This window comes from Proteus sp. G2300, assembly GCF_009915965.1.
Lineage (GTDB): Bacteria > Pseudomonadota > Gammaproteobacteria > Enterobacterales > Enterobacteriaceae > Proteus > Proteus vulgaris.
In genome coordinates this window covers 61,137-83,252 of record NZ_JAABNK010000021.1, presented here as the reverse complement: position 1 = coordinate 83,252, position 22,116 = coordinate 61,137, and the positions used below count along the sequence as shown (strand labels likewise).

25 protein-coding genes and 1 tRNA gene are annotated in these 22,116 nt (G+C 38.1%); 10 read left to right on the top strand and 16 right to left on the bottom strand.

All coding sequences use genetic code 11. The annotated features are described in order from the left end of the window. Positions 1–7 precede the first annotated feature (7 nt). Positions 8–1,267 (top strand): HlyD family type I secretion periplasmic adaptor subunit, encoded by a 1,260-nt coding sequence (locus tag GWI97_RS10375; RefSeq protein WP_036932653.1) that lies wholly within the window; start codon positions 8–10, stop codon positions 1,265–1,267. A 193-nt stretch (positions 1,268–1,460) separates the two neighbouring features. Here the strand turns inward: GWI97_RS10375 and GWI97_RS10370 are convergent. The 4 genes from GWI97_RS10370 to mutY all read right to left on the bottom strand — a co-directional run bounded on the left by GWI97_RS10370 (position 1,461) and on the right by mutY (position 4,273). Then, positions 1,461–1,536 (bottom strand) — tRNA-Phe (locus tag GWI97_RS10370). A gap of 260 nt (positions 1,537–1,796) precedes the next feature. Further along, positions 1,797–2,867 carry a membrane-bound lytic murein transglycosylase MltC gene (mltC, locus tag GWI97_RS10365; RefSeq protein ID WP_036932651.1) on the bottom strand — a complete coding sequence of 357 codons (1,071 nt, stop codon included), beginning with the start codon at positions 2,865–2,867 and terminating at the stop codon, positions 1,797–1,799. Between the two features lie 63 nt (positions 2,868–2,930). Further along, on the bottom strand, positions 2,931–3,203 hold the full coding sequence (locus GWI97_RS10360; RefSeq protein ID WP_006534840.1) for an oxidative damage protection protein: 273 nt from the start codon (positions 3,201–3,203) through the stop codon (positions 2,931–2,933). A 29-nt stretch (positions 3,204–3,232) separates the two neighbouring features. Further along, the gene (mutY, locus tag GWI97_RS10355) at positions 3,233–4,273 is read right to left on the bottom strand and encodes an A/G-specific adenine glycosylase (protein WP_036932649.1); all 1,041 of its coding nucleotides are present in this window, start codon (positions 4,271–4,273) and stop codon (positions 3,233–3,235) included. A 217-nt stretch (positions 4,274–4,490) separates the two neighbouring features. On the opposite strand from mutY, the gene trmB reads away from it, so the two are divergent. From trmB to GWI97_RS10330, 5 genes are all read left to right on the top strand, one after another. Next, positions 4,491–5,210 carry a tRNA (guanosine(46)-N7)-methyltransferase TrmB gene (gene trmB, locus GWI97_RS10350; protein WP_036932648.1) on the top strand — a complete coding sequence of 240 codons (720 nt, stop codon included), beginning with the start codon at positions 4,491–4,493 and terminating at the stop codon, positions 5,208–5,210. Then, on the top strand, positions 5,210–5,536 hold the full coding sequence (locus GWI97_RS10345; RefSeq protein ID WP_006534836.1) for a YggL family protein: 327 nt from the start codon (positions 5,210–5,212) through the stop codon (positions 5,534–5,536). The genes trmB and GWI97_RS10345 overlap by 1 nt, the downstream gene beginning before the upstream one ends. A 74-nt stretch (positions 5,537–5,610) precedes the next feature. Continuing rightward, the gene (gene glsB, locus GWI97_RS10340) at positions 5,611–6,537 is read left to right on the top strand and encodes a glutaminase B (RefSeq protein WP_036932645.1); all 927 of its coding nucleotides are present in this window, start codon (positions 5,611–5,613) and stop codon (positions 6,535–6,537) included. A 22-nt stretch (positions 6,538–6,559) separates the two neighbouring features. Continuing rightward, positions 6,560–7,297: a DUF2884 family protein gene (locus GWI97_RS10335; RefSeq protein WP_036932643.1), complete on the top strand. Its 738-nt coding sequence runs from the start codon at positions 6,560–6,562 to the stop codon at positions 7,295–7,297. A 167-nt stretch (positions 7,298–7,464) separates the two neighbouring features. Next, positions 7,465–8,415, top strand: coding sequence for a siderophore ABC transporter substrate-binding protein (locus GWI97_RS10330; RefSeq protein ID WP_087802650.1), 951 nt, complete (start codon positions 7,465–7,467; stop codon positions 8,413–8,415). A 115-nt stretch (positions 8,416–8,530) separates the two neighbouring features. On the opposite strand, the gene hemW is transcribed toward GWI97_RS10330, so the two are convergent. The 5 genes from hemW to GWI97_RS10305 are packed head-to-tail and all read right to left on the bottom strand — an operon-like array spanning position 8,531 to position 12,366. After that, positions 8,531–9,661 (bottom strand): radical SAM family heme chaperone HemW, encoded by a 1,131-nt coding sequence (gene hemW, locus GWI97_RS10325; protein WP_087802647.1) that lies wholly within the window; start codon positions 9,659–9,661, stop codon positions 8,531–8,533. Then, complete coding sequence (gene rdgB / locus GWI97_RS10320) at positions 9,654–10,247, bottom strand: RdgB/HAM1 family non-canonical purine NTP pyrophosphatase (RefSeq protein ID WP_036932640.1); 594 nt, start codon at positions 10,245–10,247, stop codon at positions 9,654–9,656. The genes hemW and rdgB overlap by 8 nt, the downstream gene beginning before the upstream one ends. A gap of 11 nt (positions 10,248–10,258) precedes the next feature. Continuing rightward, a complete protein-coding gene (locus GWI97_RS10315) occupies positions 10,259–10,816 on the bottom strand; it encodes a YggT family protein (protein WP_036932637.1) in 558 nt (185 codons plus the stop codon). Between the two features lie 18 nt (positions 10,817–10,834). Further along, positions 10,835–11,653 (bottom strand): pyrroline-5-carboxylate reductase, encoded by an 819-nt coding sequence (gene proC, locus GWI97_RS10310; RefSeq protein WP_036932636.1) that lies wholly within the window; start codon positions 11,651–11,653, stop codon positions 10,835–10,837. Between the two features lie 14 nt (positions 11,654–11,667). Further along, on the bottom strand, positions 11,668–12,366 hold the full coding sequence (locus GWI97_RS10305) for a YggS family pyridoxal phosphate-dependent enzyme (protein WP_036932635.1): 699 nt from the start codon (positions 12,364–12,366) through the stop codon (positions 11,668–11,670). Positions 12,367–12,387: 21 nt separating this feature from the next. On the opposite strand from GWI97_RS10305, the gene GWI97_RS10300 reads away from it, so the two are divergent. After that, entirely contained in the window at positions 12,388–13,392 is a 1,005-nt protein-coding gene (locus tag GWI97_RS10300; RefSeq protein ID WP_036932633.1) for a type IV pilus twitching motility protein PilT, read from the top strand. A gap of 43 nt (positions 13,393–13,435) precedes the next feature. Here GWI97_RS10300 and ruvX read toward each other — a convergent pair whose 3' ends face one another. The 4 genes from ruvX to rsmE form a co-directional block, all read right to left on the bottom strand. Further along, entirely contained in the window at positions 13,436–13,855 is a 420-nt protein-coding gene (gene ruvX / locus GWI97_RS10295) for a Holliday junction resolvase RuvX (RefSeq protein WP_036932632.1), read from the bottom strand. Further along, on the bottom strand, positions 13,855–14,418 hold the full coding sequence (locus GWI97_RS10290) for a YqgE/AlgH family protein (RefSeq protein ID WP_036932630.1): 564 nt from the start codon (positions 14,416–14,418) through the stop codon (positions 13,855–13,857). Before GWI97_RS10290 ends, ruvX begins: the two co-directional genes overlap by 1 nt. A gap of 138 nt (positions 14,419–14,556) precedes the next feature. After that, positions 14,557–15,513, bottom strand: coding sequence for a glutathione synthase (gshB, locus tag GWI97_RS10285; RefSeq protein WP_036932628.1), 957 nt, complete (start codon positions 15,511–15,513; stop codon positions 14,557–14,559). A 10-nt stretch (positions 15,514–15,523) separates the two neighbouring features. Continuing rightward, entirely contained in the window at positions 15,524–16,255 is a 732-nt protein-coding gene (rsmE, locus tag GWI97_RS10280; RefSeq protein WP_036932627.1) for a 16S rRNA (uracil(1498)-N(3))-methyltransferase, read from the bottom strand. A gap of 229 nt (positions 16,256–16,484) precedes the next feature. Between rsmE and GWI97_RS10275 the strand changes: the two genes are divergently transcribed. Then, on the top strand, positions 16,485–17,135 hold the full coding sequence (locus tag GWI97_RS10275; RefSeq protein WP_087802638.1) for a prepilin peptidase: 651 nt from the start codon (positions 16,485–16,487) through the stop codon (positions 17,133–17,135). A 100-nt stretch (positions 17,136–17,235) separates the two neighbouring features. On the opposite strand, the gene GWI97_RS10270 is transcribed toward GWI97_RS10275, so the two are convergent. Together GWI97_RS10270 and GWI97_RS10265 are read right to left on the bottom strand one after the other, a co-directional pair. Then, the gene (locus tag GWI97_RS10270) at positions 17,236–17,904 is read right to left on the bottom strand and encodes a DsbA family protein (protein ID WP_087802635.1); all 669 of its coding nucleotides are present in this window, start codon (positions 17,902–17,904) and stop codon (positions 17,236–17,238) included. Continuing rightward, positions 17,892–18,764: an MBL fold metallo-hydrolase gene (locus GWI97_RS10265; RefSeq protein ID WP_036932622.1), complete on the bottom strand. Its 873-nt coding sequence runs from the start codon at positions 18,762–18,764 to the stop codon at positions 17,892–17,894. The genes GWI97_RS10270 and GWI97_RS10265 overlap by 13 nt, the downstream gene beginning before the upstream one ends. A 105-nt stretch (positions 18,765–18,869) precedes the next feature. Here GWI97_RS10265 and GWI97_RS10260 point away from each other — a divergent pair, with 105 nt between their 5' ends. After that, complete coding sequence (locus tag GWI97_RS10260; protein ID WP_087802632.1) at positions 18,870–19,790, top strand: LysR family transcriptional regulator; 921 nt, start codon at positions 18,870–18,872, stop codon at positions 19,788–19,790. On the opposite strand, the gene GWI97_RS10255 is transcribed toward GWI97_RS10260, so the two are convergent. After that, positions 19,767–20,693: a LysR family transcriptional regulator gene (locus GWI97_RS10255; protein WP_036932619.1), complete on the bottom strand. Its 927-nt coding sequence runs from the start codon at positions 20,691–20,693 to the stop codon at positions 19,767–19,769. The two genes, GWI97_RS10260 and GWI97_RS10255, sit on opposite strands and share 24 nt — an antisense overlap. Positions 20,694–20,805: 112 nt before the next feature. On the opposite strand from GWI97_RS10255, the gene lysA reads away from it, so the two are divergent. Next, positions 20,806–22,047, top strand: coding sequence for a diaminopimelate decarboxylase (gene lysA / locus GWI97_RS10250; RefSeq protein WP_087802629.1), 1,242 nt, complete (start codon positions 20,806–20,808; stop codon positions 22,045–22,047). Positions 22,048–22,116: the final 69 nt, after the last annotated feature.

The window sequence follows — 22,116 nt, the reverse complement described above, 5'->3', positions numbered from 1 at the left end:
CGTTGAAATGGAAGAATTAAATAAAAAACAAGTGACGCCTTCAAGTCATTCTAAAGAAGTCTTTTCTAATAAAGACTTAGCACTTTTAAATGACTTACATGCGGCGCTTCAGAATGAAAAACATCATAAAAGTTTTATGATGATCACAATGTTACTGATCTTTGTAGTTATTTTTGTTATTTGGGCATGGAATAGTAGTCTCGAAGAAGTGACTCGGGGGCAGGGCAGTATTATTCCGAGTAGCCGTGAACAGATAATTCAAACACTGGATGCTGGTATATTAAAAAGCATGGAAGTCAAGGAGGGGGATATTGTTGAAAAAGGGCAAGTTTTGTTAACGCTGGATGATACTCGCTCATCAGCCATTTTGAGGGAAAGTGAAGCAAAAGTTGATAATCTTGAAGCGATTCGAGCAAGACTGAAAGCGGAGGCCTATTCTACTGAACTTAAATTTCCAGAGGGGTTAGCTACTGATTTAGTGGCACGAGAAACAACAGTATATAATATACGTAAAGAGGCGCTCGAATCAGGGGTAAATAATTTACAAAAAAGCAAAGCCTTATTAGACAGAGAAATAGCAATAACAAAACCTATTGTTGCACAAGGCGCTATGTCTGCTGTGGAGTTATTGCGAATAGAACGTCAGTCAGCCGATATTCAGTCACAGATAAATGAAAAGAAAAATAAATATTTAACGGAAGCAAGTGCGGAATTAGTTAAAACAGAAGCAGAATTAGCTCAGGCAAGGGAAAATATGGCTGGGCGTGCGGATCCAGTAGAACGAGCATTAATACGGGCACCATTAAGAGGAATTGTTAAAAATATACGTATTAATACTGTTGGTGGAGTAATTTCAGCTGGTCAAGATATTATGGAAATTGTTCCATTGGAAGACCAATTATTAGTTGAAGCTTATATCAACCCAAGAGATGTTGCATATGTTCGTACAGGAATGCCGGCCTTAGTCAAACTGACCGCTTATGATTACGCTATTTATGGTGGATTGGAAGGTACTGTGACTTTAGTCAGTCCAGATACATTACATGATCAAAAGAGACCCAGTGATTTAAAACTTAATCAGGATGAAGCTTTTTATCGCGTATTAGTCACAACGCAGAACAGCCATCTTACTGATAAAAATGGAAAGGAATTACCCGTTATTCCCGGGATGATTGCTGGTGTGGATATTAAGACGGGTGAGAAAACGGTGTTTCAATATTTGATTAAGCCAATTACAAGAATGAAGCAGGCTATGCAAGAAAGATAACACTATTCTAATACATTACAGCCTTATTAATATAATAAGGCTGTAATAGAAATTATCTTATTAAGAAAATAAGGAAAGTAATAAGACAACAAAGGAAATTTTCATGTTTAAACGAGTCGGTATTAGTTTTAATATTGAAAATTTATAAACCTAGAAAGCAAAAAACCAGCCATAAGGCTGGTTTTTCTAAAGATGGTGCCCGAACTCGGAATCGAACCAAGGACACGGGGATTTTCAATCCCCTGCTCTACCGACTGAGCTATTCGGGCAACGGGGCGTATTAAACCTGATATCGCTTTGCTCGTCAACGTTATTTATCACAAAACCGTTTGATTGCTGTTTTTTTAAACTTATTGGTTAATAAAACACTACTTACTATGGAAAAAGAGTAAAAATAAATCATCATGTATTTTGCGATAATCAAAATACATGATGATAAAGCAATTTATAAAGTTTCAATCAGAGGCTCAATAACAACAAAGCTTACCCAATAATGTTGGATAAGCCTTGTTGTTAAGTTAAGTTACAATTAGCGATAGTTGCGTTGAGCTGTGCTGACCTTCTCAAGATAACGACGAGATTGGTCGGCAGGGTGCTTATTACGTAATGTGGTATACACTTGCGCGGGTTCTAAATCGTTAATCATTGCAGCCGCTTTTTTCTTATCATTATGAAATATTCGTAACACACTACCAGCACCACCGTTGTAAGCCTGTATAACGGCGTAACGGCGAGAAACAGGATCTTTGATATCTCCAAGGTAACTGTTTTGCAGTATTGAGATATAAGCCGCTCCTGCATCAATATTATTAGCAGGATCAAACAAGTAACCACGGCTTGGTTGCCCTGACTTGCCTTGCATCCGGAAAACATCACGCCCTGCTGTTGCTGGCATAATCTGCATTAAACCAAGTGCATCAGAACTACTCACCGCATATGGGTTGAAACTTGATTCAATTTGCATAATTGCCAAAATCAGTGAAGGTTCAACACCATATTTAGCTGCTGCTTGTTGAACTAATGGTAAATACTTATGAGCACGTTTATCAAGATGATTAGGAACAAGATTAAGGGTGACATACCAAATCGTATTCATACCAGATTGACGTTTTTGTAATTTATTGGCGATCAGATAATCTGCAAATTTATTGGCTCGCCATTCCCAACGTATTGGTTGCCCTGTGTTATCGAGTACTTGTCCTAATAAAAAAGGTTCTGTGCTGTGAGGGATATTATTGACGTCAGAATAGAGGTCGATAGAGCCTGGATCTTCGCCCATCAATAACGTTGTGACTATTGCCTTATGCAATTGAAATTGAGGTGCATCATCACCTAAAGTTTCTATCGTGATCGTACCAGCTTCAAAATTAATATGGCTACGTGTTTTATAAGCATCAGTATATTTTACGTAGTCTTTAGGGCCTGCGATTAATACTTCCTTCATACCCCAAATCATTTCGATATTATTGGCAAATTGCCCCATAAGAATATCGAACGCATTGGTATCCTTTGCGTAATCAGGCTCAAATGTTTTCGGTGGTTTGCTACTACAAGAAATGAGTAGAGGGGCGATAATCAGCAAGAGAAGGATTTTTTTCATGGTCAATTGCATCGCTATGGTGAATAAAATACCAGAGCCTAAAAGGCTCTGGAAATATGAATATTATTTTTCAGGTGGAGTATAGCCGTCAATATGAACATCATGGCCTTCGAATAAAAATCGCACCATTTCTTGTTCTAAGAGTTTGCGATCATCAGGATTCATGGTGTTAAGTTTTTTTTCATTGATAAGCATGGTCTGTTTTGCCATCCATTGAGCCCATGCTTCTTTAGAGATCTCATTGAAAATGCGCTTTCCAATTTCTCCTGGGTACAACTGAAAATCAAGTCCATCAGCTTCTTTGTTTAGGAAAGTACAAAAAATAGTTCTGCTCATAATAAATCCTCAATATCGCAGGGATTAGCTTAGGCTAATTGTCTAAGTAAATTCTCTACAGGTGCTGCCAACCCTACGGTTGCAGGAGTCTGTAAGTTATACCAAAGTCCTTTTTGCGCCTCCATCATAGAAGTAAACGTTGAGAGTTTTACGCAAATTGGCACAATATCTAAATGAAAGTGGCTAAAGGTATGTCGAAATGAAATCAATTGTTCTGATTTATTATTCTCAAGTCCATGCTCAGTTATCCACTGTTCTAAAAGTGCTTTTGTTTCAAACTGAGGGAAGGAAAATAGCCCACCCCATATTCCTGCTGGAGGTCTTTTATCCAACCAAACAAGATTATCATACTGTAAAATAAGAAAATAAGTTGTTTTCTCAGGGATGACTTTTTTCGGTTTTTTCCCAGGATAATCCGCCCAATTGTTTTGAGCATAAGCAATACAACCCTTATTTAATGGGCATAACTCGCATTTAGGTTTACTTCTTGTACAAACCATTGCACCTAAATCCATCATCGCTTGATTGAAATACTCTACGCCTTCAATAGGGGTAACGTTTTCACTTATTTCCCACAATTTATTTTCAACTTCTTTTTTACCAGGCCAACCTTCGATTGCATAACAGCGTGCTAAAACCCGTTTCACATTACCATCAAGAATAGGAAAAGGTTGCTTTAGTGATAATGATAAAATAGCACCTGCTGTCGAACGTCCAACGCCAGGTAAAGCACAAACGTGCTCAAAGGTATCAGGAAACTGTCCTTGATGTTTATCTACAATGTGTTGTGCTGCTTTATGTAAGTTTCTGGCTCTTGCGTAATACCCAAGGCCGGTCCAAAGATGAAGTACTTCATCTAATGGTGCTTTAGCCAATGCAGTGACATCCGGAAAACGTGCAATAAAACGTTCAAAATAAGGAATAACTGTCGCCACTTGGGTTTGTTGCAACATAACCTCTGATAACCAAACGTGATAGGGCGTTTTTTCTTGCTGCCAAGGGAGCGCTTTACGCCCATATTTGTGATACCAATTGAGTACGGCTTGCGAAAATTGCAGTGCTTCCATCATGTTTTATTTTATTAACTCATGTTTTGATTAAGGTAAGATTGCACCACAGAGAGGATAAACTGTAAACACTCTTAATATTTATCTTATAGAGTGATGCTTCTATGTGTGACTCTTGCTAAACTTAGGGATCTTTGGATAATGTCGGTTAAGTTTATACCCTAGCGACATTATAACGATTTTAAGTAAATAATTGGCCTAACGACTGACAGTATTAGACATGATCAAGAATGTAATTTCTCCGGAATTCAATGAAGAAGGGCGTGCTTTACGGCGTGTTCGTAGTTTTGTTCGTAGGCAAGGCCGTTTAACTCCTCGTCAAGAACAAGCATTAGAAATACAGTGGCCTATTTTTGGCATTGAATATCAACCGGAACCCATCGACTTCAGTCAGGTTTTTGGACGCGAAGCACCTGTTATTTTGGAAATTGGCTTCGGTATGGGCGCATCGCTCGTGACTATGGCAAAAAATACACCAGAAAATAATTATTTCGGTATTGAAGTACACGCACCAGGTGTGGGTGCTTGTCTTGCGAGTGCTGAAGAAGAACAATTAAGTAATCTGAGAGTGATGTGTCACGACGCGATCGAAGTGCTCAATCATATGATCCCAGATAATAGCTTAAAAATGGTTCAGTTATTCTTCCCTGATCCATGGCACAAAGCGCGTCATAATAAACGTCGCATTGTTCAAGTGCCTTTTGCAGAATTAATTTTAAAAAAATTAACGTTAGATGGTGTTTTTCATATGGCAACAGATTGGGAACCATATGCAGAACATATGCTTGAAGTGATGACAAGTGTTGAAGGTTATCAGAATTTGTCAGAAACTCAGGATTATGTACCACGACCAGAAACACGCCCCGTGACTAAGTTTGAAAAACGCGGTCATCGTTTGGGGCATGGTGTATGGGATCTTATGTTTAAGAGGGTAAAATAATGGCTAAACAACGTAGTCGCCGTTTACGCAAAAAAATGCGTATCGATGAATTTCAGGAATTAGGTTTTTCAGTTAAATGGACTTTCCCAGAAAATACCCCAATTGAGGAAGTGGATCGCTTTGTTGATGAACTGATCCTCAAAGTTATTGAGCCAAACGGGCTGGCATTTGATGCAAGTGGTTACCTGAGCTGGGAAGGCCTAATTTGCTTACAACAAATTGGTAAATGTACAGAAGAACATCGCCAATTAGTCGAAAACTTCCTAAAAGAGAATAAAATGCAAGATGTACAGACCTCTGAGCTATTTGATGTTTGGTGGGACTGATAGAAAGTTATACATTTAGCAAATAATAACAAGGGCATCCAAAAGGATGCCCTTGTCTGTCTGGGGAAGGGACTGTGATTACAACGTTATCTAACACATTACTGTCAGATATTTTGCAACAAATTCGTCCATTAATAGGACAAGGAAAAGTCGCGGATTATATTCCCGCGTTAGCTCAAGTGTCTTCAGAACAGTTGGCTATAGCTGTTTATACGGTGGATGGTGAGCTTTATCAATCGGGTATGGCTGACAAGCGTTTTTCTATTCAGTCTATTTCTAAAGTACTGAGTTTGACACTCGCTTTAACTCGTTATGAAGAAGATGAAATTTGGCAACGTGTAGGAAAAGAACCTTCAGGTTTGCCTTTTAATTCTTTAATACAGTTAGAGATGGAAAAAGGGATACCGCGAAACCCTTTTATTAATGCGGGTGCTATTGTTATCACCGATATGTTGCAGTCTCGATTAAGTGCACCAAAGCAAAGAATGCTAGAAGTGATTCGCTTTCTAACGGATGCTCCTGATATTTGTTATAACGCAGTTGTGGCTAAATCAGAGATGGAACATCTCAGCAGAAATGCGTCAATCGCGTATTTAATGAAATCTTTTGATAATTTTGAAAATGATGTTATCACGGTACTGGAAACCTATTTTCATTATTGTTCAATAGAAATGAGCTGTACTGAATTAGTTCGATGTTTTAGTTATTTAGCCAATCAAGGTATAAGTGTTGGGAATAAAAATCAGATTATTACGCCAAGACAAACCCGCCAAATAAATGCGTTAATGTTAACCTGTGGTATGTATGATGGTGCCGGTGAATTTGCATTTCGTATTGGCATTCCAGGAAAGTCTGGTGTGGGTGGTGGTATTATTGCTGTTGTCCCTGATGCTTTTACTGTTGCTGTTTGGTCACCAGAGCTGGATAAATCAGGTAATTCATTAGCAGGTTGTGCAGCACTTGAATTATTAGCAAACAAAGTAGGGCGCTCGATTTTTTAGCCATGTTTTCAGGAGAGTTGTTATGAATTTAAGAAATATTGCTGTAGCACTGTTTTTTGTTGCTGGCTTTGCCAATGCATCCCCCAGTTTTGATTGCGCTGTAATGCCAAAAGATGATTTACGTATTACTCCTGAGTTTGTTGAAGTTGCTGGCTCACAGGGTTTAATGGTCATTTATCCCGATGGCACATTATTCCAAAATGAAAAAAGCGCCACATTGACGCCGCAACAACAAGCGTTAGCAAAGAAGTATCAAGCCACAGTTAGACGAGATGTACCTTGGTTAAGAACTGAAACAGGGGTAAAACTGCAAGATTCTCGCAAGGTGCTCGATAAAGTGGTAATTGAAGCTTTTGGTAAAGAAAGTAATATTCTCAATAGATTAAGTCGATTAGAGAAAGATCTTAATCAACAAATGGATAGAGTGGTCAGCATAGAACCGAATAACATTACATTCCATTCTCAAGCCATTAAAGACGTTGAAGCCAAAGGCCGTGAAATCGTAGAAAGTAGCCTAGGTGGTATGTTGCAAGACAGCATTAATGAGTTGGGGAAAAAACAGTTATTAGCTGCCGCGGGTGGTGACAGTAAAAAAGCCTTAGGTGGATTATTAGGAAACTTAGATGGTTTTCAAAAAATTATAGATCAGGAGTGGAAACAGCAAGAAGCTGCATTTACTCAATTTGGTCAGCAAGCTTGCAGCAAAATAACCCAGATGGAAAGCCAACGAGTGGAGCTTGTTAATTCTCTAAAAAAATAATGATACTCCTCATGCTTCAAGCGATATCTTGAATTATTTAGAGTATATAAATTGCTAGCTCACAACAATTGAAAACAATAATGAAAATCATTCTTATTCAATTGACTTATGAGATGAGCTGTTTAGAATGCCCTGTTTGAGTATTCCACTTAAACAGGGCAAAATTAATGAAGAAGATCCTTCCTTTAGTTATCGCATCTATCCTTTCTGTAACCAGTTTCTCTGCGTTAAGCAAAACGCCAATCGAATACCAACCTAACCAAGTTATTAGCCAGCACAATGACAAGATGGTGATTAAACACCTATTAGGTGAAACGTCGGTCACTAAGAACCCTTCAAAAGTGGTTCTATTTGATTTTGGTCTTTATGATTCTTTAGTTCAGTTAGGTTTAGCCGATAAAGTGGTTGGGCTACCGTTAGGTAATGCGCCTGCCTATATTAAAGGAAGTATTGCAAGTAACGTGGCTAATGTTGGTGGCATGAAAGCGCCTGACTTAGAAAAATTAGCCGAAATTAAACCTGATTTAATTATTATTACAGGTCGCCAAGGTGCCTCATATGATGCTTTAGCGAAAATTGCACCAACCGTTAATTTAGGTACTAACAGTGCAAATTATCTCAATTCAGTTGAGTCAAATATTAAATTATTAGGTGAATTATTTGATAAACAGCAAGTGACTCAAGAGCAAATTGCTAAATTAAATACTGTTATTGAGCAAGCCCAGAAAAAAGCAGCAGGATCTGACAAAAAAGTTTTAGTACTATTACATAACGCTGGCAATTTAATGCCTAATAATCAAAGTGTTGTTTATGATGTTGTTAAAGCTAAAAGAGCTGAATTACCGCCTGTTGCTGAAGAAGAGAAAGGCAAGCGTCGTGTAGTTACATCAGAAATGATTGTTCAAGCTAACCCAGATGTTATTTTTATTATTGATCGCAGTGAGGCCATTGGTGCGGGTAAATTAGAAAAAACAGCGTTTGAAGATGGTGCTATAAAATCAACATCAGCCTATAAAAATAGTGGTATTGTTTATCTACAAGCTGATCTTTGGTATCTTTCTGGTGGTGGTTTAGACAGCTTAACTAAACAAATTGAAGCGGTAGAAAATGCACTTTAATTGGCTTAACCTTAAGATTTTTATGGTGTTTTAAGGTTTGCAATAAAGAAAAATGCCCAACTGTGAATAATCAGTATGGGCATTTTTTTAAGCTAGCTATTTGAAATCAGCAATATTAAAGAAATAACTCAAGCAATGAATTGAGGAACAGCTTGCCATGAGGTGTAATTTGCCAGTGAGTGTCTGATTCACTGATATAATCTAAAGCCAAAGCTTCATCTATTTGATGGCGAATAACTTCTTCGGAAAGTCCCGTATAATCGCTGAAATCTTGTCTTGGAAATGCTTCTAATAGACGAAAACGGTTCATAAAAAATTCAAATGGACGGTCATCATTATCAACAAAATGTTGCTGATCGAGATAACGGCCCTCCATAAAACCTTTAGGATGCTTGGTTTTTACTGTTCGCATTATGCGACCATCTTCAAAGCTTATTTTTCCATGAGCACCACAACCGATACCTAAATAATCCCCGAAACGCCAATAATTTAAGTTGTGCTCACATTGAAAGCCCGGTTTGCAATATGCTGATGTTTCATATTGTTGATAACCTGCGGCTGTCAATAATTTGTCACCTTCTGAGAAAATATCCCACAGCATATCGTCATCAGGTAATTTAGGCGGACGAGAGCCAAATTGTGTATTGGGTTCAATGGTTAATTGATACCAAGACAAATGTGGTGGGGATAACTCTATTGCTTGCTGTAAATCCGAAAGCGCTTGAGATAATGATTGGTCTGGTAATCCATGCATTAAATCTAAATTAAAGCTACGTAGCCCTAATTCTTTGGCTAAACGAGCCGCGTTTTTAGCTTCATCCGCATCATGAATGCGTCCCAAACGGATCAGTTTTTCATCACCAAAACTTTGCACACCAATAGAAATACGATTTACACCCGCACGTTGGAATCCGGCAAAGCGTTCAGCTTCTACGGTTCCTGGATTTGCTTCCATGGTAATTTCTGCAGTCGGGCTAACAGCAATACGCTCTTTAACACCATAGAGTAAATCAGCCATTGACTCAGCACTTAATAAGCTAGGTGTACCGCCTCCAATAAATATGGTTTGAACTTTACGGGAGCCAACGTGAATAAGATCGGCATCTAAGTCATTGAGTAAATGTTGCACATATTCCTGGTGCGGTACTTCACCCTTTAGTGTGTGTGAGTTGAAATCGCAATAAGGGCATTTTTGTACACACCAAGGAATATGGATATACAAACTTAATGGAGGCAACTTAAGCATTCTTAAGGGCATCCAACATTAATTTAAGTGCTTTACCACGATGCGAATGCTGATTTTTTTGCTCTTTTGTTAATTGTGCTGCAGTACAATTTAATTCAGGAACAAAGAAAATAGGATCGTAGCCAAATCCACCTTCGCCGTGCATATCGGTGCTTAATATACCGTGCCAAATACCGTGGAAAATCAGTGGCGTTGGATCGTTTTCATGGCGCATATAAACCAATACACAGTTAAATTGTGCTTGGCGTTTTTCAGTTGGTACATCTTTCATTGCATTAAGCAATTTATCCAGATTTTGCTGATCGCTTGCATCAATCCCTGCATAGCGTGCTGAGTAAATACCTGGAGCACCGCCTAAAGCATTTACTGAAATACCCGAGTCATCGGCAATGGCAGGTAGACCTGTTACTTTTGCCGCATGGCGCGCTTTAATAAGCGCATTTTCAACAAAGGTTAGGCCTGTTTCTTCAACAGAATCAACACCAAGCTCTGTTTGAGCAACAATATCTAAACCGAAATCAGAAAGCAAAGAGGCTAGCTCTTTGACCTTTCCCGGGTTTCCTGTCGCGAGCACCACTTTTTGCATGCATGTTATCCTTAGTAAAGTGTTACGCTAAGTAACCATTGTAAAACATCTACACGCAGATAATTCAAGGCGTAAAGCACAAGAATAACAATCATTGCAGAGAAATCTAATCCACCCATTGCCGGAATAATACGGCGAATTGGTGCCATTAACGGTTCTGTTAATTGAAATAAAAGATGATCAATCGGGTTACGGCCTTGACTTACCCAGCTAAGGATTGCACGGATAATAATCAACCAGAAAATCATTTTTCCCGCAGCTGTTAAGAGTTCAATAAAGGCAAACGGAAACATAAGTGAGAAAGGAATTGATGTTCCAGATAGGTAAGATGGAATAATAATACCTAATAGAATTAATACATATGCCAGTAAAACTGAGGCTGTATCAATAGGGCCAATAGAAGGAATAAAACTTCTTAATGGGCGAATAACGGGCTGTGTGATTTTGACGATAAACTGTGAAAAAGGATTATAAAAATCAGCTCTGACACATTGCATCCAAACACGTAATAGAAGCACGGATGTGTAGAGTTGAAGAAGAGTCAGAATGACGAAATTTAAAAAATTCATTAGTTGGCCCTGATGAAATTAAAATTGTTTTTCCATTTCTTGTGCGCGTTTAATCGCAGCTTGCATAGCAGAAGCGACGTTTTCAGGTAATTTACCTTCATAAAACTGCATAAGCGCAGCCGCTGTCGTTCCACCTTTTGATGTTACCTGCTCGCGTAAAGTTGAGAAAGGTAGCATATGTTGTTTTTCAGCTAAGGCAGTAGAGCCACTTGCCGCTTGTTGCACGATGGCTCTTGCTACATCAGGTGAAAAACCTAAACGTTCAGCTTCTTGTTGCATTGATTCCATAAACAAGAAGAAATAAGCGGGTGCACTACCAGCAACGGCGATAATATCATTGATGGCAGATTCTTGCTCTACCCAAACGGTTATGCCGACACTTTTCATTAACTCATCAGCAAATTGTTTGTCTTGAGATGAAAGCGAATGAGGTGCAAACATACCACTTAATCCTTTACCCACAAGCGCCGGTGTATTTGGCATAATGCGGACAAGCTGTAATGGTGTTGCAAAATAGTCATTATAACGGGCTGATGGAATGCCAGCCGCAATAGTAAGGACTAACTTTTTACGCATATCGATATTTTGTAAGAGCTTACAAACTTCTTCCATCATTTGAGGTTTTACAGCTAGTATAATGACATCCGCTTTTTGCACTGCGTTAATATTGTCATTAGTACTATGGATACCAAACTCTTTTACTAAAGGTTCTCTGCGAATAGCGGAAGGTGAACTGACGGTTATTTTTTTTGCGGGATATCCACCTTGAACCAATCCAGCAATAATGGCTTGAGCCATATTTCCAGCACCAATAAAAGCGATGTTACGATGTTCCATATAAACCTCTATTTTTACTTAGTCGCGTAATCTCTTGCACCAAAAATTGCTGTACCAATACGAACAAGTGTTGAACCACAAGCAATAGCCGCCTCCATATCATTTGTCATTCCCATAGATAATGTATCGATGTTGGGATATTGAGATTGTAACTGCTTAAAGGCGAGGTGCATTTTTTCTAGTACTTCCACTTGTTTATCATAATGACTTTCAGGTGCAGGAATGGCCATTAATCCACGTAACTTGATGCCTGAAAGAATAGAAATTTGTGCTGCTAGTCCATCAAGTTCAGTCAGATTAATACCTGATTTGCTGTTTTCATCACTGATATTGATTTGAATAAGTACATTCAATGGTGGCAATGAAGCAGGACGTTGATCACTTAATCTTTGAGCGATTTTTAGTCTATCAATGGTATGGCACCAATCAAAATGTTCAGCAACAAGGCGTGTTTTATTTGACTGTAAAGGGCCGATAAAGTGCCAAACTAAGGTGTTGTTATCAGAAAAATAATTAATTTTGTCGACACCTTCTTGGACATAATTTTCGCCAAATTCAGTTTGTCCACATGCGATTGCTTTTTCGATGTCACTCGCAGGTTTTGTTTTACTCACTGCAAGCAGTGTTATTTCTTCTGAAGAACGGCCGCATTTTTGCGCTACGGTGTCAATGTGAGACCTGACATTGACGAGATTCTGTTTAATAGTATTCATGGCAACTCAGGAGATAATAAGATGAAAATGGAAAATTTAATTGCATATAGTGTAAAGCATAACGCCTCTGATCTGCATCTTTGTTGTGGCGATGTACCACGATTACGGATCAATGGTGTACTTTATCAACAAAATCAATGTAAACCTATCACTTCTGATATTCTATTAACGTGGTTACAACCTTATTTAAGTGATAGTCAAAAACAAATTTTTGAGGATGAAGGGCAAATTGATATAGCTGTAACATTGGTGAATGGGCAACGGCTTCGTGTGAATTTATTTTGCCAACAAAAAGGATTTTCTGCGGTATTAAGAATAATCGAAACACAAATTCCCTCCTTAGATAAACTTAGAGCACCTAAATCGATAGCAACGTTATTAGATAACTATTCACATGGGCTTATTTTAGTGACTGGTGCGACTGGCAGTGGTAAATCATCGACATTAGCCGCGATGATCAATTATTTAAATCAATATCAACGTCAGCATATTTTAACATTAGAAGATCCCATTGAGTTCATACATAGCAATAAGCAAAGTATTGTTCAGCAACGAGAGATTGGACGTGATGTTCAAAATACTGTAAGCGCAATAAAGAGTGCCTTACGTCAAGATCCAGATGTTATTATGTTAGGTGAGTTAAGAGATGCACAAAGTATTAAATTAGCCTTGACGGCTGCTGAAACAGGGCATTTAGTCCTCGCTACTTTGCATACTAAAGGCGCAAAACAAACACTTGAACGCGTCACTAACGTATTTGCGGGCAATGATCGTCAATGGGTTTCATCACAATTAGCATGTAGTTTAAGAGCAATTATTTCACAAGAACTGGTGCCGTCAACTGATGGTGGGCGAGTGGCATTATTCGAAATAATGCAAGTTACTCCGGGTATTTCACACCTTATTAGAGAAGGGAAATATCATCAAGTAACAACATTAATGCAAACGGGGAGTGAACATGGCATGCAAACCTTCATGTTAAGTCGCCAACAACGTCAACATGAAGGATTGATTCAACGAGATTAGTTAGTGAAGAGTAAGAGCGAACGTTTGGTGTTACTGGCACTTGTTAGCATTGCTGTTCAAACCAACTTTCAAGAATAATAACGGCAGATGTTGCATCCACACTGCCTTTATCCAAAGAACGGTAACCACCACGTTCAAAAAGGTGAGAGCGAGCTTCAACGGTACTAAGTCGTTCATCATGCAAAGCAATTTGCACCCCAAATCGACCATGTAAGCGATTAGCAAATTTTTTCGCTTGTGTTGTGACTAGTTGTTCTGTGCCATCCATATTAAGAGGTAGACCTACAATGACTAAATCAGGTTGCCACTCTTTTATAATTTTTTCGATTTGAGACCAATCAGGAATGCCGTCTTTGGCTTTAAATGAAGCTAAAGGCCTTGCGGTTCCAGTGATTTCTTGACCAATAGCAACGCCAATACTTTTAGTGCCGAAATCAAAGCCCATTACTGTTCTGTTTGACATTAGGCGTGACCTGCTATAGGTGAAATAGTGTGGATATTAATCCCAATTAATTCAGCAGCTTTATGCCAACGTTCAGCAATAGGGGTATCAAAAATAATTTGAGGCGATGCTTCAACTGTGAGCCAACTATTTTCTAAAATTTCTTTTTCTAATTGGCCTTGCTCCCAACTGGAATAACCTAAAGAGACCAATGTTTTTTCGGGCTGTCTTGCAGTGCCTAAGGTTTCTAATACATCTTTGGATGTTGTGATCATGGTGCTATCACTGATTTTTATACTGGAGCTAAAACCTGACACAGGAGTATGTAAGATAAAACCATGCTCTTCGGCAACGGGGCCTCCTGACATCACCGGTTTTTGTAAACTAATCGCTTCATCTCTATCCGTTGAAAAAATATCCAGTTGATCTAATACGCCTTCTACTGAGATATCTTCGATAGGTTTATTAATAATTAAGCCCATCGCACCGTTTTCATTATGTTCGCAAACATAGACGACCGAACGCTCAAATAACGGATCGTTCAATGAAGGCATAGCAATAAGAAAATGGTTAAGTAAATTCATAATAGTAATACTGTTCCCTGATCATTTTTAGTAAAAAACCTAGCCCTTTTATACATTGTGCTTCTTAATGTATACCACTTATTGATATGTAGGGGCTAGGCTCAGACTTTTAAACCCTTTGACGAGAGGGATTAAAAGTTAGTTTTTCTTGTTTAGGCGTACTTCAATCGCATCCATCAACATGCCAGTAACTGATACATCAGGATAAGCCGCTTCGATTTCACGCGCACAAGTTGGGCTAGTGACGTTAATCTCAGTTAAACGATCGCCAATAATATCTAAGCCAACAAAAATAAGCCCTTTTTGTTTCAGTATAGGGGCGACTTGACGCGCAATTGCCCAATCACTCTCTGTTAATGGACGAGCTTCACCACGACCACCAGCCGCTAAGTTACCACGAGTTTCCCCTTTTGCAGGAATACGCGCTAAGCAATAAGGAACAGGTTCGCCATCTACAACAAGAATACGTTTATCACCATCGACAATTTCAGGTAAGAAGTTTTGCGCCATGCAGAAACGATGACCATGCTCTGTGAGTGTTTCGATAATGACACCCACGTTAGGATCGTCTTTTTTCAAACGAAAAATAGATGCGCCACCCATACCATCTAATGGTTTGAAAATGACATCACCGTGTTTTTCATGAAAAGCTCGTAAATGCTTAGCTTCACGAGTCACTAAAGTGTCTGGTGTTAATGTTGGAAACCATGCTGTAAAGAGTTTTTCATTACAGTCACGCAAGCTTTGGGGTTTATTAACAATGAGTGTTCCCATATCTTCTGCGCGTTCTAAAATATAGGTTGCGTAAATAAACTCGGTATCAAAAGGCGGATCTTTACGCATTAAAATGGTATCAAGGTCACCTAAAGCAATATCTTGCTCTTGGCCAAATTCAAACCATTTTTCTGGGTTTTCTTCAACGCTGAGTATACGAGTGTGAGCGCGTGCTTCACCTTGATGTAGGTAAAGATCGTTCATTTCCATATAATGAATTTCCCAACCACGGCGCTGTGCTTCTAAGAGCATGGCAAAGCTGGTATCTTTTTTGATTTTGATGGATGAAATTGGGTCCATCACAATACCTAATTTAATCATTACTTCTCCTTTATCCCAGATCGCCGAACCGAACCTGTAAAGCGGTGATTGCGGTGAGTGCTGTTGTTTCAGTTCTTAATACACGAGGACCTAATAAAATATCAGTAAAATGGTGTTCTGCTGTCATGGCGATTTCTTCGGGAGAGAGTCCCCCTTCAGGGCCAATCAATAAGCGTACTTTTTTAACAGGTAAGGGTAAGGTATTAATGCTTTGGCTTGCTCTAGGGTGCAAATTGAGTTTTAAACTACCATCATTTTGAGCACACCATTTTTCTAATGACATCACTGGCATCAATTGTGGAAGCGTATTTCTACCACACTGCTCACATGCTGAGATAATAATTTTTTGCCATTGCTGATGTTTTTTCTCTAAACGACTAGGGTCTAGTTTAACACCACAGCGTTCTGAGATCAGTGGCGTAATCATATTTACCCCTAACTCCACTGATTTTTGAATAGTAAACTCCATTTTCTCGCCTCGTGATAGTACTTGCCCTAGATGGAGGTCGAGAGGGGATTCTTTATCATCAACAATCCCTTCATTTATTTGCACTGTGACTGACTTTTTTGTGCATTCAATGATTTCAGCTTCAAACACTTGATTTGAACCATCAAACAGTGCCAGTTTTTGTCCTATAGACATTCTTAACACACGACCAACATGATTAGATGCTTCTTCATCTAATGCTGTTTGAATGCCTGCTGTGAGTGGTTTTGGATGATAAATGCGAGGAATACGCATAACGTGAAACCCTTACGTAAAAGATGGTTAACCGTGATAAATAAAATATGTGATATGCATCATACGCATGACATTATGGCATGCAAGTTATCACTTTACTTTTGTTGTTATTATAGCGTGAATATTCTTGCGAGTTTTGTCGCAAAACTTCATATTTTTAAGGAGATTATGAAAAAAAACTCGGCATTAAACTTATGCTCTTATACAGTTAATTAACAAGGGTGTTGATATGTATAAGGAATTGATATTTATGCTATTTTTTTTGGGTGTTATAAGGGTTTCCTTATTTTCTTTTTTTAACTACTTTTTTATAGGGATTAAGTTTTTTGTATTTTATTCATTATTATCTTTATTGCCTAAGCATCGACGTTATCAGCTAGCTTTTAGCTACTTTGCCATTTTTCTTTATTGGATCTCAACTTATAATTCACTGAATTTATTAATAATATTATCGATATTAACTTTTTATTTATTAACACTGTCCTTCTTTGATTCGGACTACTTTTTATTGCCTAATAATTTAACATTTTGGTTATTATTTTTGGGGTTATCATGTAATTACACTACATACGGATTAGTATCCTTTCATCATGCTTTTTATGGTTTTTTAATAGGCACAGGGCTTTTTTACGGTGTTTATTTATGGGGATATTTTATTTATCAAAAATGTGTATTGGGTTTTGGTGATGTGAAATTGTTTGGTGCAATTGGTGCATGGTGTGGGTTTGAAAAATTACCTTATATTCTTTTAGGCGGTTCTTTTTTGGGGCTTTGTGTGTATTGCTCTGTATTAATAACAACAAAAGAATATTTAAACAAAGTCGCGTTTGGCTCTTGTCTATCTTTTTCGACATTAATAGTGCTTGGTTTCTATTTTTAGTTTGATGATAATTTTAAAATTACACTATTTAAAATGGGTAATATATTGGAGATAAAGAGAAAGCAGTGTGCGGAAATAAATCAGCACACTGAAAAGAAGATTATAGATTTTCTTTTATAAATTGTAGCCAATGTTTTGTATCACCCAAATACTTTTCAACCGGTATTAGATGATAACCTTGACTATCTTCAATAAATAACGTCGGAAAACCATGACCATTAACTTGGCTCATTAATTGTTGTGTTTGACTTAAATGTTGCTGAATTTGTGTTTTGCTAATTTCAGACAGTAAAGATGCAAACAGTTCAACATCAAAGCCTAGCTTTTTCACAATAAATAACAGTGTGTTTTTATCACTGATATTTAGACCATCAAGGTAATAGGCCTCTTGTAATGCTTTTAATAAATAAACGTCACGTTTTCCCATTATTTGAGCGACAAGAATAGCTGAAATAGGTAACAAAGAGTTTAGTACCATTTTTGTATTACCAAGAGCGTCACGGTATGCATGACTAAAAACTTGACCTGATAACTGGCTAATACGTTCATCAATTGGTGTGACGTGTTCTTTCCATGATTGACCACCAGTGACGGCTCTTGCTGGTGTAAACAAACCACCACCATGTAACTTGATAGCATCAGGAAATATATTGCTCACTACTTCAATTAAGGGAGCAATGCCATAACACCAACCACAAAGAGGATCATAAACATAGTGCAATATTTTAGTACTTTGAGTATTACCTGTACTGCTTGTTACTGAGGCCATTGCATCTCTCCTTTAAGTACTTTTGCACTGAGCTCTAGGCTTGATTTGTCTGCTAAATTCTGATGAGTTTTTTCCATCACTGCAATAAATTCATCTGAATTTTTTGTCTTTTCAAGATTTTTCTCAGCCTCAATTAGGTAATTCATCGTAAAATCAACTGCTTGTAGACTATATGTTGCTTCAGGTAAATAGTGACCTGGAATAACGGTTTTTGGTGAGAGAGATTTTATTTGCTGTAACGCACTAACCCAATGTTGGCGCTCTGCAACAGTTTGAGTATCCGCTAACCAGACATGAATATTTTCAGAAACTAAAACCCCCCCCATCACTGCATTCAGTTTTGGAACATAAAGATATGTTCTATCTGGAGATTGACTATCTAATCCTTTGATAGAAATAGTCTCTCCTTCAATAGAAAAACTATCGCCTGTTACCACTTCAGGAATGATGATTTTTTTAGGGGCGTTTTCTTTAAGTACTGGCCCCCAGTAGGCAAGTTTTCCTGCTTGGGTTTCGTTGATAGCATTGATTGTGGGTGCAGTTGCAATCACTTTAGCATTTGGAAACGCATCAGTAATAACATCTAATCCAAAATAAAAATCAGGATCTGAATGGCTGATATAGATATAAGTGAGGTTTTTTCCAGAAGCTTTGATCTTATCAACTAAGGCTTGTGCATCATTTTTTTGAAATTGTGCATCAATTAAAACAGCATCTTTATCACCATAAATAATTTCAGAAGAAACAGGGAAAACACTCGATTCTCCAGGATTATAGATATCTAATGTTAATTCAGTGGCTAGTGCTGACGTTGCGAAGAAGGTGGTTGTTGCAAGTGTTAAAGGAAGTAATTTTTTCATCTTTTGTTTTCTCCATAATGTTGTTGCTGACTATAATATGTTGCATAAAACAAGAGAAAAACCCCATTTCAGGCAATTAATTGTTGCGTAAATCGAGCAAATAAAATGGATAAAATAAAAGCATCAGAAGTTTTTGTGACCATTGTAAAGCAAGGTAGCATGATAAAAGCTGCTGATTATCTAGGTATGTCTAGAGCCATGGTAACTCGTTATTTAAATGAAATGGAGGAATGGGCGGGTGTTCGTTTATTACATAGAACGACACGTAAACAGAGCTTAACATCTGTTGGTGAGATGGTTTATGAACAGAGCTTACAATTATTAGAAATGGCAGAACGTATCCCCGCCAATATTCCTAAGGAGCGCCATCAAATTAGTGGGCTTGTTCGTATTACCAGTTCACAATCGTTAGCAAATAGCATTTTATCTGTTGCAATATGTGAGTTTATGCAACGTTACCCTTTAATTGCCGTCGATTTACAAATTACTAATCAAACGGTGAATTTGGTGGAAGAGCGCATTGATATTGCTTTGCGTATTACTAATCATCTTGAGCCTAATTTAATTGCACGACCGCTGGCAACATGCCTTTCTGTAGTATGTGCTCATAAAGATTATTTAGTAAAAAAAGGAATACCGAAAACGCCGGATGATCTCGCTCAACATCAGTGTTTAACTTATCGTTTTTTTGGCCGTAGCTTATGGGAATTCAATTTAGAGGATAAACGTTATTCTGTGCCCGTTGGTGGTAATTTGAGTGCTAATGAATCCGTTGTGTTATTGCAGGCAACGTTAAAAGGTGCAGGTATATCATTACAACCTTATTATTCAGCAAAACCTTATCTTGAAAGTGGAGAGCTGGAACATATTTTAGCTAACTACCAAGCTCAATCTATGGGGATTTATGCTGTTTTAGCGAGTCGGCAAAATATGCCAGCAGCAGTACGTGTATTGCTCGATTTTCTTGTTGAGTGGTTTTCATCCTCTCCGCATTGGCTTGGTTTATCGGGTAAAAGCGAGATTTAAGCGTGTAGGGTAATCTGCTAATGTGTTTTTCATTACATCAATAAAATAGGAAGCCAGTTGTGATGATGGACGATGAGAAGGGCAAATTAAGCTAATAGTAAAGGGGATCGTAAAACTTAAAGGCCGAAGACAAAGTGTTTTATCGAGATAATCAAGAGCAGTAATAGGATTAACAATTGAAATACCTATATTTTCGCTAACCATAGCACAGATAGACGCGGCACTTTGTGTTTCCATCACTAATCGTCGCGATATTCCTTCTTGAATAAAAACGGCATCAATGAGCTGTCGATAAGGATCATTAACAGACAAGCTGATAAATCGCTCGTTTTGAAAATCAGACGGGTGTAATAACGATTTTTGGCACAATGGGTGTGACTTAGGTAAAACGGCAACTTCATTGAGTGTTAACAGTGTTTCTTGTTGAGTTCCTGCTGGTGTTTGTGTGTGTTCTGTTAATCCTAAATCATAATGTTGAGCAGATAGCCATTCTTCTAATAAAGGTGATTCTTGAGGGACAATGGTTAAATTGACATCGGGATGTTGATCAATAAATTGCCGACAAATCGAAGGTAGCAATGATTGAGCAAATGCGGGTAAACAAGTGATATTTAATTCGGCTTGTCTAAAATGACGAATACTTTCAGCGACATTAATGATCCTATCTAAACCATAATAAGAGCGTTGTACCTCTTCAAAAAAACGTAATCCTTCTGTTGTGGGTTGGAGTCGACCTTTTATCCTGTCAAATAACTTAAATGATAATAGATGCTCAAGACGTGATAACTCTCGACTCACCGTAGGTTGCGAAGTTTTCAGTAATTCAGCTGCTTCAGTAAGATTTTGAGTTGTCATTACGGCATGAAAGATTTCAATATGTCGCCAGTTAAAAGGAGCTTTCATTGATTATTCCTATATCAAAAATGAATAGAGTGTAGCTTATTTGATATTTTTATTCCTTTTCAAGTTAATTAATAATCATTTTATTCACCAGTGACTTTTATGAGTAAATATTATGACAACATCAATCACTATGGCTCACTATCAACTCGCACAAACATATGGAACGCCATTATGGGTTTATCAAGGCGATACAATTTCTGAACGTATTGCTCAACTAAAATCGTTTGATGTGGTTCGCTTTGCTCAAAAAGCGTGCTCCAATATTCATATCTTACGATTAATGAAAGCACAGGGTGTTAAAGTTGATTCTGTTTCATTAGGAGAGATTGAACGCGCTTTAGTTGCGGGTTATCAAGGTGGTAGAGAAAAAAGTGAGATTGTTTTTACTGCGGATTTACTGGATGAAAGAACCCTTGAACGTATAGTGGAATTAGATATTCCTGTGAATGCGGGCTCAATTGATATGCTTCGTCAATTGGGGGAGCGCAATCAAGGGCATGCTGTTTGGATAAGAGTTAACCCTGGATTTGGTCATGGGCATAGTCAAAAAACCAATACGGGGGGGGAAAATAGTAAACATGGTATTTGGTTCGATGATGTTCCTGAAGCATTATCCGTGATCCAACAATACAACCTGACTCTAGTTGGTTTTCATATGCATATTGGTTCTGGTGTTGATTATCAACATCTCGCTAGTGTATGTGATGCTATGGTTGAGCAAGTACTTACCTCTAAAGTTGATATTAATGCTATTTCAGCAGGTGGGGGATTATCAACGCCATATCAAGAAGGTGATGCAACAGTCGATTTAACCCACTACTTTTCGTTGTGGGATAAAGCTCGTCAGCGTATTGCACAACATCTTGGTCATGATATTGAGCTTGAAATCGAACCAGGACGTTTCTTAGTGGCTGAGTCTGGTGTATTAATCTCTCAAGTGAGAGCGGTTAAATCGATGGGAAGTCGTTACTATGTGCTGGTGGATGCTGGATTCAATGATTTAATGCGCCCTGCTATGTATGGCAGTTATCATCAGATTTCAGTTTTAGATAATCATGGGCAAATAAAGCCAATGACAGAATTACGAGAAACGATTGTGGCAGGTCCTCTGTGCGAATCGGGGGATGTTTTTACCCAACAGGAAGGTGGCACAGTTACTCCTCGTTTATTACCTCAAGCCCAAGTAGGTGATTACGTAATTATCCATGATACAGGGGCTTATGGCGCTTCAATGTCATCTAATTATAATAGCCGTCCTCTTATTCCTGAAGTATTGATGACAAAAGGGGCTCCTCAATTAATTCGTCGTCGACAAACAATAGAGGAATTATTAGCGTTGGAGTTAGATCTCTAATTAATTTCAATAAGTTGAGCTTAATAAAAAACACCTCATGACTAAAAGTGATGAGGTGTTTGTGTTTTA